15 protein-coding genes are annotated in these 15,293 nt (G+C 43.2%); 11 read left to right on the top strand and 4 right to left on the bottom strand.

The genetic code is table 11. The features are described 5' to 3' along the window. The 3 genes from QTN95_RS18355 to QTN95_RS18345 all read right to left on the bottom strand — a co-directional run. A partial coding sequence (locus QTN95_RS18355) for an LD-carboxypeptidase (RefSeq protein ID WP_331418518.1) occupies positions 1-331 on the bottom strand: 331 nt, incomplete at its 3' end. 395 nt (positions 332-726) lie between these two features. Next, positions 727-1,527, bottom strand: a complete 801-nt coding sequence (locus QTN95_RS18350; RefSeq protein WP_331418517.1) for a class I SAM-dependent methyltransferase — start codon at positions 1,525-1,527, stop codon at positions 727-729. Positions 1,528-1,891: 364 nt separating this feature from the next. Further along, positions 1,892-2,326, bottom strand: a complete 435-nt coding sequence (locus QTN95_RS18345; RefSeq protein WP_331418516.1) for a GNAT family N-acetyltransferase — start codon at positions 2,324-2,326, stop codon at positions 1,892-1,894. Positions 2,327-2,570: 244 nt separating this feature from the next. Between QTN95_RS18345 and ltrA the strand changes: the two genes are divergently transcribed. The 11 genes from ltrA to QTN95_RS18290 all read left to right on the top strand — a co-directional run bounded on the left by ltrA (position 2,571) and on the right by QTN95_RS18290 (position 14,447). Beyond that, positions 2,571-3,992 carry a group II intron reverse transcriptase/maturase gene (gene ltrA / locus QTN95_RS18340; RefSeq protein ID WP_331418520.1) on the top strand — a complete coding sequence of 474 codons (1,422 nt, stop codon included), beginning with the start codon at positions 2,571-2,573 and terminating at the stop codon, positions 3,990-3,992. Positions 3,993-4,298: 306 nt separating this feature from the next. Beyond that, positions 4,299-5,018 (top strand): FadR/GntR family transcriptional regulator, encoded by a 720-nt coding sequence (locus QTN95_RS18335; RefSeq protein ID WP_331418515.1) that lies wholly within the window; start codon positions 4,299-4,301, stop codon positions 5,016-5,018. A 91-nt stretch (positions 5,019-5,109) separates the two neighbouring features. Continuing rightward, a complete protein-coding gene (locus QTN95_RS18330; RefSeq protein WP_331418514.1) occupies positions 5,110-6,000 on the top strand; it encodes a 2-dehydro-3-deoxygalactonokinase in 891 nt (296 codons plus the stop codon). Position 6,001: 1 nt separating this feature from the next. Further along, positions 6,002-6,643 carry a 2-dehydro-3-deoxy-6-phosphogalactonate aldolase gene (locus QTN95_RS18325; RefSeq protein ID WP_331418513.1) on the top strand — a complete coding sequence of 214 codons (642 nt, stop codon included), beginning with the start codon at positions 6,002-6,004 and terminating at the stop codon, positions 6,641-6,643. Positions 6,644-6,658: 15 nt separating this feature from the next. Beyond that, positions 6,659-7,654 (top strand): TRAP transporter substrate-binding protein, encoded by a 996-nt coding sequence (locus QTN95_RS18320; protein ID WP_331418512.1) that lies wholly within the window; start codon positions 6,659-6,661, stop codon positions 7,652-7,654. Positions 7,655-7,711: 57 nt separating this feature from the next. Next, positions 7,712-8,257: a TRAP transporter small permease gene (locus QTN95_RS18315; RefSeq protein ID WP_331418511.1), complete on the top strand. Its 546-nt coding sequence runs from the start codon at positions 7,712-7,714 to the stop codon at positions 8,255-8,257. Further along, the gene (locus QTN95_RS18310; RefSeq protein WP_331418510.1) at positions 8,257-9,537 is read left to right on the top strand and encodes a TRAP transporter large permease; all 1,281 of its coding nucleotides are present in this window, start codon (positions 8,257-8,259) and stop codon (positions 9,535-9,537) included. The genes QTN95_RS18315 and QTN95_RS18310 overlap by 1 nt, the downstream gene beginning before the upstream one ends. 8 nt (positions 9,538-9,545) lie before the next feature. Then, on the top strand, positions 9,546-10,706 hold the full coding sequence (gene dgoD, locus QTN95_RS18305) for a galactonate dehydratase (protein ID WP_331418509.1): 1,161 nt from the start codon (positions 9,546-9,548) through the stop codon (positions 10,704-10,706). A gap of 3 nt (positions 10,707-10,709) precedes the next feature. Beyond that, a complete protein-coding gene (ilvD, locus tag QTN95_RS18300) occupies positions 10,710-12,398 on the top strand; it encodes a dihydroxy-acid dehydratase (RefSeq protein ID WP_331418508.1) in 1,689 nt (562 codons plus the stop codon). Next, positions 12,395-13,300, top strand: coding sequence for a dihydrodipicolinate synthase family protein (locus QTN95_RS18295; RefSeq protein WP_331418507.1), 906 nt, complete (start codon positions 12,395-12,397; stop codon positions 13,298-13,300). Before ilvD ends, QTN95_RS18295 begins: the two co-directional genes overlap by 4 nt. Positions 13,301-13,424: 124 nt before the next feature. Continuing rightward, a complete protein-coding gene (locus tag QTN95_RS18290) occupies positions 13,425-14,447 on the top strand; it encodes an acyltransferase (protein WP_331418506.1) in 1,023 nt (340 codons plus the stop codon). A 148-nt stretch (positions 14,448-14,595) separates the two neighbouring features. On the opposite strand, the gene QTN95_RS18285 is transcribed toward QTN95_RS18290, so the two are convergent. Beyond that, positions 14,596-14,922, bottom strand: coding sequence for an ArsR/SmtB family transcription factor (locus QTN95_RS18285; RefSeq protein WP_331418504.1), 327 nt, complete (start codon positions 14,920-14,922; stop codon positions 14,596-14,598). Between the last annotated feature and the right edge of the window lie 371 nt (positions 14,923-15,293).

The following is a 15,293-nucleotide window of genomic DNA, read 5'->3' as shown; positions in this document are numbered from 1 at the left end:
CTAAGATCCACTTTGGTCTAACATTTTGAAGCTTGGAAAAGTCTATGAGAGGAAGAAGCTCCATAGACAACTCACCTCCCCAAGGGGGATAAATAGCATCAATGTTATCATCCATTAAATATCTCATCAGCTCTTCTACACGTTGTTCTATTGGTGCACTTACGTGTTTAAACTGACCATACAAGCAATCACCCACAACAATCTTGAAACCTTGAGATTCAAGATGTTTTTTAATGATACTAAATCTAGCTTTGTGCACTTCCGCTATCCCTGATGAAAATGCTGTGATTGCTATCGTGCATCCTTTTTTTAAAGGTTTTGGGTATTCCATTGTTTTTTCGCATTAATTTAAGCTTTGTTTGAAAATACCTACTAACTAACTTAATTACAATACGTTATGAGTAAGTAAGCATAAATACGCACTTCCTATTAAGACGGACGACTGAACTTTTTGCTCAGTTTTGGGAGCTTACTGTCACGCCCTCTCTACAGCTAACCATGAGAGAAAGAACGGTGATTTCAGTGGCACGATTTGCCACTGAATAATTGCGTTAACACCGAAAGGGGCAAAAATTTTTCAGCCAGAACTGCCTGAGACGAAGATGGACATTAACACGTTAGAGTTCTTAGCATAAATACTGACGTCGGATAACCTCTGGTATGGTAAAAAACCATAGGCATGCTTCGTTGGTTATTACAATTAAGTGCTGCATTTCAAACTTAATATCAGGAGCTCTTTTTCGCGATAACCAAACCATGATTACTTGAACCCAATAACGATGGCTCATCGCACACCGACAAGTGATAGTTTAACCACGCTTGATACTGACTTTCTGTTAGTTCATTTATCTCTTTGCCTATATATCTACCAAAACCATCAGTAGCAATATGCTTAATCACACCAAAACCGTTACTTTCAACTAAGGCCTCTATTTCGCTTGGCGAAGCAAAATAACCAGTTCTGAAAAAAGCATCCACCTCAGATGTAGTAACCATTCCAGTTTCATTCAGTTCACTTAGAACCTCTGGTGTTACTAGAGACGATGACATTTTAGCGAGCAAACCAGCAACAAAGAATCGGCTAATATACGCTACAGCAACGGTACCACTATCTTTAAGGATTCGATGAGCTTCTTTTAGGACAGCTTCACGCTCACCTTGGCTTTGTATGTGATAAAGAGGCCCGAGGATTAGAACAACATCCTGAGAGCTATCTGAAATAAAAGGTACTTTAGTTGCGTTCGCTTCATGGATATGAACATTTAGACCTTTTATCTCTGCATTTTGTTTTAATTGTGAGACTAATTCTGGGACAAGTTCAACTGCTGTTACCTCTACTCCTTCTTGGGCATAGAACAACGAATAACGACCTGTTGCAGCACCTAACTCTGTCAGCTTTTGGCACTGTTGAGTATACTCAGCAAGCTGATTAATTGTTGTGTCAAACTCAATTCTTGTGATGTTTTGACAAGTAAGCCGCTGTTCCTCATCAAAGTTTGCATAATAATCTAAATACTCTTCTTGCACTGATACCTCCTAGTGCTGTTAACTGTGTATTAGGCAGTACGCTCGTTTTCACGCATCTACCGAACTGGTTATTTTTGTACACTATAGCCATAAAAAACACTTTTTTTCAATGAGTTAAACGCCACGAATGTTCAGGTAAATATTCAATGGATTCGGACAAAGTAAGCATTTTATTGAATGGCTTCTGGCGTTTTTAGCAAAGGCCATTACTAACCTGACATGAGAGAAAGTATGGAAAATCGGCTTACGCGATCTGCTACTGAGTAAATACGTTAACTCGCAAAGGGGCATTTTCGTGTTTCATGCCCAAGTCAACACACCTCTGGGCATAAGTCTCTTAGCTTAAATGACTTTGTAGCATGCTCTAGACGTTGCTATTGCTCGAACTGTTGAATGAGTACATTCGAACTTCATCCCTAGCAAACCAGCCTAGCCTTTCATAAAACTGTTGGGCATTCACATTGTCGTTGTACACAAATAAGTGAGTTTTTGGGACACCAATTTTAGCTAGTGATCTTACTGCTTGGCCAACTAGCTCACGACCTAATTTTCGTCCGCGATAGTTCGATGATACTGCTAAATGTTGCAAATAACCTCTACGCCCATCAGTACCAACTAGCACTGCACCGACGATTTCGTTATTAATTTCCGCAACAAAACTTAACTCAGGATTACGCTTTAAATAGATTGCTATACTTTCTCTTGAGTCGGCATCTCTAATGCTCATACCTTCAGTTTGGCCCCAAAGGGCTATCACTTCGTCATAGTCCGCGATTTCCATTTCACGAATTTTTACCACTTTACTCTCCTTGCGTATAACACTTATTGGCCAGCTAAAAACCGACTTTCACCTTTTCATAATGAAACTTTTTTAATATCACTTCAATGTGTAATAAATAAGTTAATGAAAGTTAACGCATATTAGATTGCATGATACCTTATAATTCTCACATGCTGATTTCCAAACGCCTTCGGATAACTTCTGCTAGGGAAAAGCACTAGGAACGAAGTAGGCAAGAGACTTAAAGGACAGGCACCATTAAATTATAAACTGGAAAGCCGTTGAAGCCCATGTTTTAAAGCTTCAGATGCGTATTGCAAAGGCAACGAGAGATGGTAACCACGGCAAAGCGAAAGCGTTGCAGTGGATACTGACTCACTCGCACTCAGCAAAACTTCTTGCTGTTAAGCGGGTATCACAAAATAAAGGCAGTAAGACGCCTGGAATTGACGGCGTTATCTGGAATACAGATACGCGCCGCATGAAAGCAGTCAATCAATTGAGCAGAAAAGCTTATCAAGCCAAACCGCTCAAGCGTATCTATATCCCCAAGAAAAACGGTAAGCTCAGACCACTGGGTATCCCTTGCATGGTCGATAGAGCGCAGCAAGCGCTTCATCTTCTTGCTCTGGAGCCAGTATCAGAAACACTTGCCGACCCTAACAGCTATGGATTTAGACCAAACCGCAGCACTGCCGATGCAGTCGCACAGTGCTTCAAGTGTCTGGCATTAAAGAAATCAGCTCAATGGGTTCTTGAGGGAGACATCAAAGCCTGTTTCGACAAGATCGGGCATCAATGGCTTATGAATAACATTGCCGTAGATAAACGCATGTTGGAACAATGGTTAAAGTCTGGTTTTATGGATAAAGGGCTGTTCTACCGTACTGACGAGGGAACACCACAAGGCGGGGTCATATCCCCGACCTTGATGCTAATGACTCTTGCAGGACTTGAGCAACGCATAAAGTCTACTGCACTCAAAAAGGGTGCTAGAGCCAACTTTATTGGATACGCCGACGATTTCGTCGTCACCTGCGCTTCAAAGGAAGTGCTGGAGAACGATATCAAACCGTTGATTGCTGATTTCTTAGCAGAACGAGGCCTAACACTATCCGAAGAGAAAACGCACATTACCCATATCAGCCGTGGTTTTGATTTCCTAGGTTTTAATCATAGGAAGTACAAAGGGAAGTTGCTCATTAAGCCGAGTAAATCCAACACGCTACTGTTCCTAAGTAATTTGCGCGAACTCATCAAAAAGCACGCAACCATCCCCGTCAACGATTTAATCAAGTTGATAAATCCGAAACTCAGGGGCTGGTCGAATTACTATCGACACTGCGTTGCGAAACAGGTATTCGGATATGTAGGTCACAAGCTATTCCATACGTTATGGCACTGGGCTAAAAGGCGTCATCCAACAAAATCCAGAACTTGGATCGCCCTTAAATACTTCATCAACCGTAAAGGCCAATGGCAATTTCACGGTTGGCAGAAGATCATGAATATGGATTGTCAGTTCAATCTGTTTCAAATAGCTAAGGTGCCAATAGAGAGACATGTGAAAATCATGAGTGCAGCGACACCATTTGACCCTCAATACCAGGGATACTTGGCGAAGAGAAAATCCAAAAGGCTAGCTCGAAACTCTTGGGTTGATCCTGCTCTAACTGCTTTATAAGTTGCTGGGTATCAAACGATGCTTTTGAAGAGGCTTGAGCCGTATGCAGTGAAAGTTGCACGCTGGGTTCTTAGGGAGACGGCACTTGGTAACAAGTGTCGTCCACCCGACACTTTCGTGTTTAAAAGTGACGACTGTAACAGTTCTGGACAAAAGTAAGTTATTGATTTAACTAAATGGACGTTGTGAGTAGTAGAGTAATACTCTATTAAAACTGGGTTGTCTTTTTGACGTTCCGGTCACATTATATCTTTAGATAAATAGCTAGCATTTGTATAACTAGAAATTCACTCATGTAACACAAGCATGGCATTAACAAAAACACAAATCGTAGCAAACCACCTCGCAGAAAAAATCCTCAAAGGCCAGTACCTTTCTGGTGACTCCATTGCAGGAGAAAACGAATTGGCGACCACGCTAGGCGTGTCTCGGACTTCAATTCGCGCAGCAATACAGATCCTAGCAGGGAAAGGCATTTTATCTACCGTTGCCAAAATGGGCACCATAGTTAATGAACGTAACAAATGGAACTGGCTTGATATAGAACTGTTACGTTGGATCTCTGAGTTTGATGTTGACCACGAACTTATTCCAAGTTTGATGGAAGCAAGGCTGATTTTTGAACCTAATATTGCCGCTTTAGCTGCTTTAAATGCAACTCCAAGAGATTTAGTTGCATTAGAAGAAGGCTATGAATTAATGGTTAAAGGTGAAAAAACAGATGATCGCAATTTGTTTAATCAAGGTGATATTAAATTCCATAAAGCGTTAATTGCATCGAGTAATAACTGCTTTCTCCTTTCAATGGGTGATGCATTAACTACCGCATTGGGTATGGCATTTAAACACACTCTTGAACAAGAGGTAGAATTAACTGCGCCTGCAATTAAAATGCATTTTGATTTAATGGAAGCAGTCAGAATGCGTGATGTTGAAAAAGCACGAAGCGTAATGAGAAATATAATTATGGACGCTATTGGCAAAACCATTGGTAAAGATGTGACCTTCCCCCAGTTCATCCTGTAGAATTTTTGACCACAGTCACAACAAGGTCAAAATTTTTTAACTACTCTTCTTGTCATACAAACAAGCATTTATTGTCTGACTTGGAGGTGGTATGGGTAATACATGGATTGCTGTCGATTGGGGAACCACCAACTTTCGCGCCTTCTTGATGAACGAAAATTGCGTCTGTATTGAGGAGAGATCGGCAGAGCTAGGCTTGCTGTCTGTCACTGATAAGAAGTTTTCGCAAGCGCTGAAAGCTCAACTAGGTGATTGGTTAAACCTGACAACAAACATCTATATGGCCGGGATGGTGGGTTCAAAGCAGGGCTGGGTTGAGGCTAAATATGTTGCTCTACCAGCTACGCCGGAACAGTTTTTACAACATAGTGTGGCTGTCCAACAAGATTGGGCATCAAGCGTAAAAATTGTTGCAGGAGCAACGTGCCTAAATGCATGTGAACAACCGGATGTCATGCGCGGTGAAGAAGTTCAGTTAATTGGTTTATCACGCATTGCTAACCAAAATAACTTCAGCGCAATTTTACCCGGGACACACAGTAAGCATGCGGTTTGGCGTGACGGGAAACTGGAGTCTTTTGCCACTTATATGACAGGAGAGTTATTTAGCTTACTCAAAACACACTCCATATTAGGACTCCATCTTGGTCAACAATCACTCTCTGAAAAAGCATTTCATTTAGGGCTAAAACTTGGATATGGACATTCATTAAATAGTGTTTTATTTAGTGCTCGTACTAATCGTTTGTTTGAAAAAATAGCTGAACAAGATGTTCTTGAGTATTTGTCTGGACTCCTTATAGGTAATGAATTAAGTCATCTAAATAGAGAGGAAAAACACTACATTATTGGTAGTAAATCTCTATCCGATAAATATTCTAAAGCACTAGATTTTTACAATTACCAATATGAAATAGTTTCTGGTCAAACATGTTTTCTAGAAGGTATGCATCAATTTTACCTGTTAGATTTGGACAAATAATATGAACTCAATTGAACTTAGAAATAACCCATGGTTTAAAAATAATCCACTTATTGCGATTTTGCGTGGCGCGGAGAGTAACGAAATAGTAGAACTCGCCAGAAAATTAATTGAGCATGAATTTCGATTAATTGAGATCCCATTAAATAGTCCGAATGCGTTAAAGAGCATAGAACTGTTAGTCAATGAATTTGGCTACGAAGCCATTATCGGTGCGGGAACTGTAACCGATGAAGAGAAGCTCGATACAGTGTTAGCTGTCGGAGCAAAGCTGATCGTTACACCCAATATGAATCCGCAGGTAGTAAGAAAGGCGGTAGAGCATCAGTGCCTTGTTTGTTGTGGTGTCGCAACACCAACAGAGGCGTTTGATGCGATTGCCAACGGTGCGTCAGTGTTAAAACTATTTCCTGCTGAAGTAATTAAACCTACAGGTCTAAAAGCAATCAAGTCGGTTCTGCCGCCTGAAGTTATGTGCTTGCCTGTCGGGGGAATAAATCCAGATCCGGCCTTAATGCGAGAGTATCTTGATGTTGGGGCAGAAGGGTTTGGACTCGGCTCCAATCTTTATAAGCGTGGTATTTCGCTTGCTGAAGTGGAGTCAAATGCAATCGCTTATCGCAATGCTTGGAATCAACTATAACAATACGGTGAAACTATGAAACTCAAAACCCTACTGACTGCATGTACGCTACCTATGCTGACGGTCTCAGTTCATGCAAATGCTGCCAAAACAATGCGTATTGGTATTGGTGTTCCGGAGTCGCACTTTGAATATGCGGCTATGGAAAAATTTGAACAACATGTCGAATCGGCAACCAACAACTCGATTGAGGTAACTGTCTATCCGAGTAATCAACTTGGCAGTGACCAAGAAGCACTGGAGCAAATCAAGTTCAATGCGGTGCAAATGAACCTACCTTCTCCTGCTGTCCTGGGTAATATTGTAAAAGATTTCAACATTTTAACGCTGCCTTTTATTTTCCCAACAGAAGAAATTGCTAACCAAGTTGTTGATGGTGAGTGGGGGCAAGAACTGTCCTCCAAGCTAGATAAGGCGGGCTACGTTGGCTTGGGTTACGGTAACTTTGGTTTCCGTCACGTAACCAACAATGTTCGACCAATCCAAACATTGGAGGATTTTAAAGGGCTCAAACTGAGAACGATGCAAAACAAAGCTCATTTAGATGCGTTCCGAGCATTGGGCGCGAACCCAACGCCAATGGCATTCTCTGAGCTGTTCTCTTCACTACAACAAGGGGTAGTTGATGGTCAAGAAAACCCGTATACCAACATCTACTCGCAACGCCTATACGAAGTGCAAAAATATGTGTCTGATACTGGTCACGTCTACTCTTGGGTTGTGTTTGTAGTGGGTAAAAAGTTCTATGACGGCCTAACTGAAAAAGAGCAAACCGCACTACAAGAAGGGGCGAAGATCGCTATCAATCATATGCGTTCAGCAGTAAAAGATACCGATGAGCAGTCGCTGCAAAATATGATTGATGCTGAACTGACATACACGCCAATCGATCCAGCAGTGAAAGCTGAAATTTTAGAAAAGGTGACGCCAGTGGTTCAAGAGTATGCGGATAAGATCAACCCAAATCTCTATAAAAAGCTAACTCAGCAAGTGGCACAACTACAACAATAAAATTTCTTTGTATAGGGCTGTGCAATGCAGCCCTAATTTAAAATTATCGGTGTCTATATGAGTGATAAGAAAACATCTTTCTTAGACAATATAGAAGAATATATTAGTACCTTACTTTTTATTTCTCTTATTGTTCTATGTTTCCTACAGATTTTATTTCGCTTTGTTTTTAACTTTTCTTTGTCTTGGACAGAGGAATTATCGCGCTATGTATTTATCGCACTGGTTTATTTCGCCGCTAGCTTAGCTGTAGTAAGAGGTGCCCATGTTCGTGTTGAGGTTATCGACGGAATAGTAAAAGGAAAAAACAAGAAAATCCTTGATTCTATCATTGATCTTTCATTTTCAGCCTTTATGGCATGGATTGGCTTCTACGGTTTAGAAATATCGGTTGATGCGCTCAATATAGAACAAACAACACCAGCGCTTGAATGGCACGCAGGATGGGTATACGCGATTATTCCTGGCTGCTTCTATTTGATTTCTTTACGTCTGATTCAGCGAGTATATCGCCGTATCATGGGCAAGTTAGAACATGAGTATGCACTTTCTGAAGCGGGAGAAGCGCTGCAAAAAGTACAACAAGAGCGAGGTAATAAATAATGGACGCGTTTCTATTAACCATGCTGGTGTTTGTCATCCTGTTGTTTATCGGGATGCCGATTGCGATCAGTATTGGTATGTGTACAGCGTTTGCTTTAGTTATCGCTGATATCCCGATGTCATTCATTGCGCAGACGGCCTTTACTTCACTAGACTCCTTTACTTATCTCGCGATCCCAATGTTTATTTTGGCCGGTTTCGTGATGGAGAAAGGGGGCTTGTCGTCTAGGATAGTTAACTTTGCCTCTAGCTTAGTTGGTCGAGCCTCTGGTGGCCTTGGTATTGTGACTGTCGTTGCGTGTATGTTCTTTGCGGCAATTTCTGGTTCATCGCCTGCAACGGTAGCGGCAATCGGTTCAATGATGGTGCCTTCCATGATTGAAAAGGGTTACAACCGTCACTTTGCCGGGGCACTGACCGCATCAGCAGGTTCATTGGGTATCTTAATTCCGCCATCTATTCCGATGATCATCTATGCGGTAACGGCTGAGATCTCGATTGGTGACATGTTCCTCGCAGGCTTTGTACCTGGTGGTATGATCGGTTTAGGTTTGATCCTTGCGGTTTACATCATTGCGAAAAAACGAGGGTATAAAGGCCAAGATGAAGGCTTTAACCTAGAGCGCGTCAAGACTACCTTCTGGGAAGCAAAATGGGCACTGTTGACACCGATTATTATTCTTGGCGGTATCTACTCAGGGATATTCACTGCGACAGAAGCCGCGTGTATTACGGTTATTTATACTCTGGTAGTGAGTTTCGTTATTCATAAGGAAATGACTTACGCTGATTTAATTCCAACTATTTCTCGTGCAGCATTAACTACGGGTTGTGTCATTATTATTCTTGGCTTTGCTACCGCATTTGCGCGTTATCTTACTATCAGTATGATTCCACAAATGATTGGTGAGGCAATTCTGCAGATTACCGATAACCCAACCATTATTTTATTAATATTTGTTGCGCTGATTATGTTTACGGGCCTGTTTATTGAAACTGCGGCACAGATATTAATCTATACACCACTATTTTTACCGATATTGGTTCAGCTTGGTGTTAACCCATTCCACTTCGGTATTATTTTGATTGTTGGTACTGAGCTTGCACTTATTACTCCTCCTGTTGGCGTTAACTTATTTGTTGCTAAAGGCATTACTGGCTCGTCTATGGTGCAGTTGACTCGCGCTGTTATTCCATTCCTTATCAGCATGCTTCTGGTTCAGATCGCGTTGGTATTTATGCCTGGTGTTATTACTTTTCTCCCAGATTTATTTAGGTAAGGTGACTTATGAAGATTATTAGTTATGAAACATTTATCGTTGCACCTCGTTGGGGGTTTCTCAAAATCATCACAGACGAAGGCATTGTTGGTTGGGGTGAACCATGTTTAGAAGGCCGTACGCATACAGTGCACACTTGTGTCGATGAGATGATGGAATACCTCATTGGCAAAGACCCGTTTGATATGGAGTTACACTGGAATTACTTACACCGTTCGACATTCTATCGTGGCGGTCCAGTGATGATGTCTGCGCTATCTGGTATTGACCAAGCGCTGTGGGATATAAAAGGTAAAGCATTGGGTGTACCAGTTTATGAACTGACCGGAGGTAAGTGCCGCGACAAGATCAAGACATACTCTTGGATTGGCGGAGACCGACCAGATGATGTAGTTAACATGGCCAAAGATCGCGCTGAACAAGGTTTTACGGCGATCAAGATGAATGGTACCGATGAGCTTAACTTTATCGATAACTACAGCAAGGTCGATGCTCTACTCGAACGTGTACAGAGCCTACGTGATGCGATGGGCAAAGATTTTGGTATTGGTATCGACTTCCATGGTCGAGTTCACAAACCGATGGCTAAGATTTTGATGCGCGAACTCGAACCGATGAAACCTATGTTTGTTGAAGAGCCGGTCCTTCCCGAGCATTTTAGTGAATCGATTCATGAGATTGCTCAGTATGGAGCGATCCCAATTGCGACGGGCGAGCGTCTGCACTCACGTTGGGAGTTTAAGGAATTACTCAAGCATGGTGGGGTCGATATAATTCAGCCCGATGTGTGCCATTGTGGCGGCATTACTGAGTTGAAGAAGATAGCTTCGATGGCAGAAGCATATGATGTTGCGTTGGCGCCGCACTGTCCATTAGGGGCGATCGCGTTAGCTTCGTCAGTGCATATCGATACCACGTGTCAAAACGCCATTATTCAAGAGCAAAGTGTCGGTATCCATTATAACCAAGGCAATGATGTACTTGATTACATTAAGAATAAGGAAGTGTTCCAGTTTGACAATGGCTACTGCCTCAACCTTGACGGTGATGGTTTGGGTATTGAGATTGATGAAGAATTTATGCAAGAACAAGACCGAAAAGCGCAGTCCTTACCAGCATGGCGTAATCCACACTGGACTCACGAAGATGGCTCATTTGCAGAGTGGTAAGCTATGACCTGTAATTCATGTAAAGGGTGTGGAGCGCCACACCATAATCAAATCTTGCAGGGTGATGATGGTGCACTTAAACGTGCACTCTACAAGTCGATGGATCACTCTGATGAAGATCTAAGACAGCCGATCATTGCGGTTGTAAACAGTTACACCAACGCAACCGCTGGGCACGCCAATCTCGATGTGATTGGTCAGCAAGTGATTAAGGGCATAGAAGAAGCCGGTGGTACGGCGATGACGTTTGGCACCATTGCACCGTGTGATGGTATTGCAGAAGGTCACCTTGGGATGCGTTATATCCTTGCCGCGAGAGAGATCATTGCTGCCTCTATTGAAGTTATGGTCAGAGCACACCGCTTTGATGCCATGGTTCTGCTTGGCTCGTGTGACAAAATTGTCCCCGGGATGCTAATGGCTGCCGCGCGACTCGACATCCCAGCGATAGTGGTCAATGCTGGGCCTATGTATCCAGCGGAGTATAAAGGCAAGCATTGGGACGGCAACATCGTAACGGAAGCTATTGGCTGGAAGGCCAAAGGCGAAATTGACGAACAGGAATTTCGTAAGATTGAAGACCTCGCAGAGCCGACTATCGGTTCATGTACTATGTTCGGTACGGCCAATACCATGTGTTGTCTTGCCGAATCTTTAGGTATGTCGCTACCTGGTAGTGCGACGATTCCCGCGATTGATCCTAAACGTTTAGAAGTGGCTTATCAAAGTGGTCAACGGATCATGACATTGGTGGAGAATAATGTCAGTGCTAGACAGATCATTACCAAGCAATCGATCGATAATGCAATCTGCGCTTTGCTTGCAACAGGTGGCTCAACTAACGCCATTATTCATCTTCAGGCGATTCATTATGAAGCGGAACTTGGTTTTTTGTCGTTGGATAGGTTTGCTCAGTTGAGTGATAAGGTGCCACTTCTCGCTTCTATTTACCCAGCGTCAGAGTATGACATGATTGATTTTCATCTCGCCGGAGGCGTTGCCGCAGTGGAACGAGAAATGCGTTCACTACTTAACCTTGACACGCTCACCGTTGCAGGGCGAAAAGGTGATGTATTGGAGCAGATCCCAGTTACCACCAACCGCAATATCATCAAGCCTTTAGATGAGCCGTTTATGCACCAGTCCGGCGTTGGGGTAATGCGCGGCAATGTGGCGCCGGAGGGCTCAGTGATTAAACCTGCGGCAGTGCCTAAGCATATGTTCAAGTTTAGCGGTAAAGCGATGGTCTTTGATTCTGAGCAAGCGGCTATTAATGCGATCGTTGCCAATCAAGTTGTCTCCGGTTCTGTGATTGTAATTCGCTATGAAGGGCCAAAAGGTGGGGCTGGGTTACCTGAAATGTACAAGCCGATGAAATTGCTCGAAGGGATGGGACTTTCTGAGTCTTGCGCTCTGATCACTGATGGTCGATTCTCAGGATCCAATCGCGGCTTGTTTGTTGGCCATATTTCACCAGAGGCTTACGAAGGAGGAGTGATCGGACTGATTGAAAATGGTGATCAAGTTTCCCTCGATATTAGTGCGCGCACTATTACGCTTGATGTCGCAGAGGATGAGATTGACAAGCGTCGTCAACAGTGGAAACCATTAGAAAAAACCATGCCAAAAGGGATTCTTAGTCTCTATCGTGATCGCGTTTCGTCGGCTGCAACAGGAGCACTATTACGATGATCAAACCAGAAGATATTTATGGTGTTAACCCGATAGTAGCAATGCCGTTTGACGATAGCGGTGAAGTTGATATACCAAGTTTCAAGCAATTGGTCGTGCACTTGCTGTCGAGTGGCTGCCAAGGATTGACTTTATTTGGCATTGCTAGCGAGTTTTACAAACTTAGTGATGCTGAGAAAGATAAGCTTGCGGAGTGCTTTTGCCAACTGACTAATAACAGTTCGGTGTTTAGTTCGATTTCGGTAACTGAGCACTCTACAGAGCTTGCAGTGAAACGTGCGCAGCGATATCAGCAACTGGGCGCGCAAAGCCTGATGTTGCTTCCGCCACATTTCCTTAAGCCAGATAACGACAAAATCATTGCTCATGTTAAGGCGGTATTGGGCGCGGTTTCTATTCCGGTATTGATTCAATATGCGCCATCGGAAACTGGCGTACCAATTGAGCCGGAAATAATGAAAGCGATTACTGATGAGCATGACAATGCGGTGTTTAAGATCGAATGTAATCCGCCAATGGACTATACGTCGCATTTGCTAGCGCTAAAACCCGATACAGTGGTGATGAACGGCTATGCCGGACTTTACATGTTAGATATGCTCTCTATTGGCGGTAAAGGCGTGATGCCGGGTTGTTCATTTGGTGAAATCTACGTTGCGATTTACCAACTGTGGCAATCAGGTCAGCAACAACAGGCTAAGCAGCTGCATGCTAAACTGTTCCACTACATCTCGAAATGGATGACTCACTGTGAATACATCATTGAAGTAGAGAAAGTGATACTGCAAAAACGTGGCTTAATTGAGTCGAATTATTGTCGTCAGCCAAACTATGGTTTGTTGTCAAGTGACTATAAAGATATTGATTCTTTTATATTGGAGTTTCAAGATTATTTTACCTAAGCATATCCACCTCGCAAATCACCGCTGAATATTGCCGTTACAGTACAACAACTTGATTTAGGTTGCGTCATTAACCCTGGTTTGCTGGTATACGTTCGCTACTTTCAGTTAATTTTTTGTCGTTATGGTAAGTAAGAAAATTCAAAGTATTGAGCTCGGTCGAGTGATCGCTATTTTGGCGATTGCCGCCATGCATTGTCAGATGTTTTTAACCTATTGGCAGTTCGATGAAAACCCTTGGATAGGATACGTGTTTAATCAGTCTACTCGTTTTGCTGTGCCACTGTTTTTCCTTATATCTGGTTACTTGATCCAACCTAAGCTAGTGGCAGCTCCGCTAGAAACATTACAACGTTATGTCTCCCCGCTTCTGCGTGTATTCATTGTCTGGAGTGTTATCACTTTAGTGATGCCTTTCAATCTAGGTACAGTGGCAGAATCTGGGTATCTGGCCGAGCGTCAAGGGTACTGGGGCTACCTGGCACAATCGCCTCTTAACTCCCTGCTTGAAGGCGGTCTCGTTCACCTGTGGTTTATTCCAGCATTAATCTGTGCTGCGGCCATTGCGGCTTTACTGGCTAAGTTCAACAAGCTGGCACTGTTTATCCCTATCGGTGCCGCTTTATACTTTTACGGTGTGCTAGCGGGCAGTTATCAAGCATTAACTGAACTACCTGCTCCCTTTTTCACTCGTAATGGGCCGTTTTTTAGTACCTTGTTGTTTGCGATCGGCTTTGAGATACGTCAGCGCGGTCTGTCGATGACAGCCAAGCAGGCTTTACTGCTCGCATTTACCGGTATGGCGTTACATTTTTTCGAGGCTTGGCAGCTCACTCGTTTCGAGCAACCCTTTAACGCGAATGACTACCTGTTCGGCACCTTCGTTTGGGGAACAGGCTGCTTTATGTGGCTATTAGCAAAACCAAACTTTGGGACGGGACGCTGGTTAACTGCTCAGTCAAACTCCGTGTTGCCACTCTATGTTGCGCACCTGCCGATGATCATTGTGATGATGAATATCGCGGGCATGCTGGCATTAACGGGGTTTGCAAAAGATATGCTGCTGCTATTTGGCGCAACAGTCCTGACATTCTTGTTGGTGAAAGGGTTGGAGAGAACACCTCTCTACCGTTTTTTATTCAGATAACCCCCCAACAAAAAAGCGATGGTGATGACCATCGCTTTTCGTTTGCTACACCGGCGACTAAATCACTACCACATTTTGTCGAAAGGTAAGTGAATGATATTGAGCACAATCATCAGTGATGCGAGAATCGCTGCGTACAACGCTGTAATCATAAGTTCTCTCCTTGAGCTTGAAATTGAGTTGTGTATTGCTCGTCTGCACAGCATTCATCTTGGAGAAATCCAATGACATCTTCGAGACATTTGTAGTCGGTCACACAGTAAAGTGTTCGTCCTTCACGGCGTTGACTAATTAATCCTACTGACGCCAAACTTGAAATATGGTGAGACAGAGTCGACCCTGGTATCGCTAATTTCTCTTGCAATGCACCCACGGCAATGCCTTGGTAACCAGCTTTTACAACACTTTTATAGATGGATAGACGCACCGGATGACCGAGTTCTTTAAGCGCCTTCGCAGCCATTTCAAGATCCATGGAAGACTCCAATAAAAAAACAGATATTTCCAAAATAATCGAACTATTGATCAATAGCAATCATTGATCCTTCATTGCCCCTCAATTGTATAACCAAGGTCGCGATTGGTTCATTAATCTATGGATTCATCCCAACTGAGCTGAGCGCACACTACGCTGGCGCAGCTTCTTGTATAGCTTCATCTTTGGCTAGCCATCACTCCCAAAAAAGGCAGCCTTGGCTGTAATGCTTGTCAGTTAAGAAGCATTTAACACCTTTTTGAAGGCCTAGTCGCGTAGCGACTGGGCCTTCTTTTTACCACTCTTGGGTAGCTCCTATCTCGCCTTTCTGGCAGCGTAAAACTCTCAGCCATATCGAGTATGTAGTTCAT

This window comes from Vibrio sp. M260112 (assembly GCF_036533775.1).
Lineage (GTDB): Bacteria > Pseudomonadota > Gammaproteobacteria > Enterobacterales > Vibrionaceae > Vibrio.
This window is presented reverse-complemented; position numbering and strand designations above follow the sequence as displayed.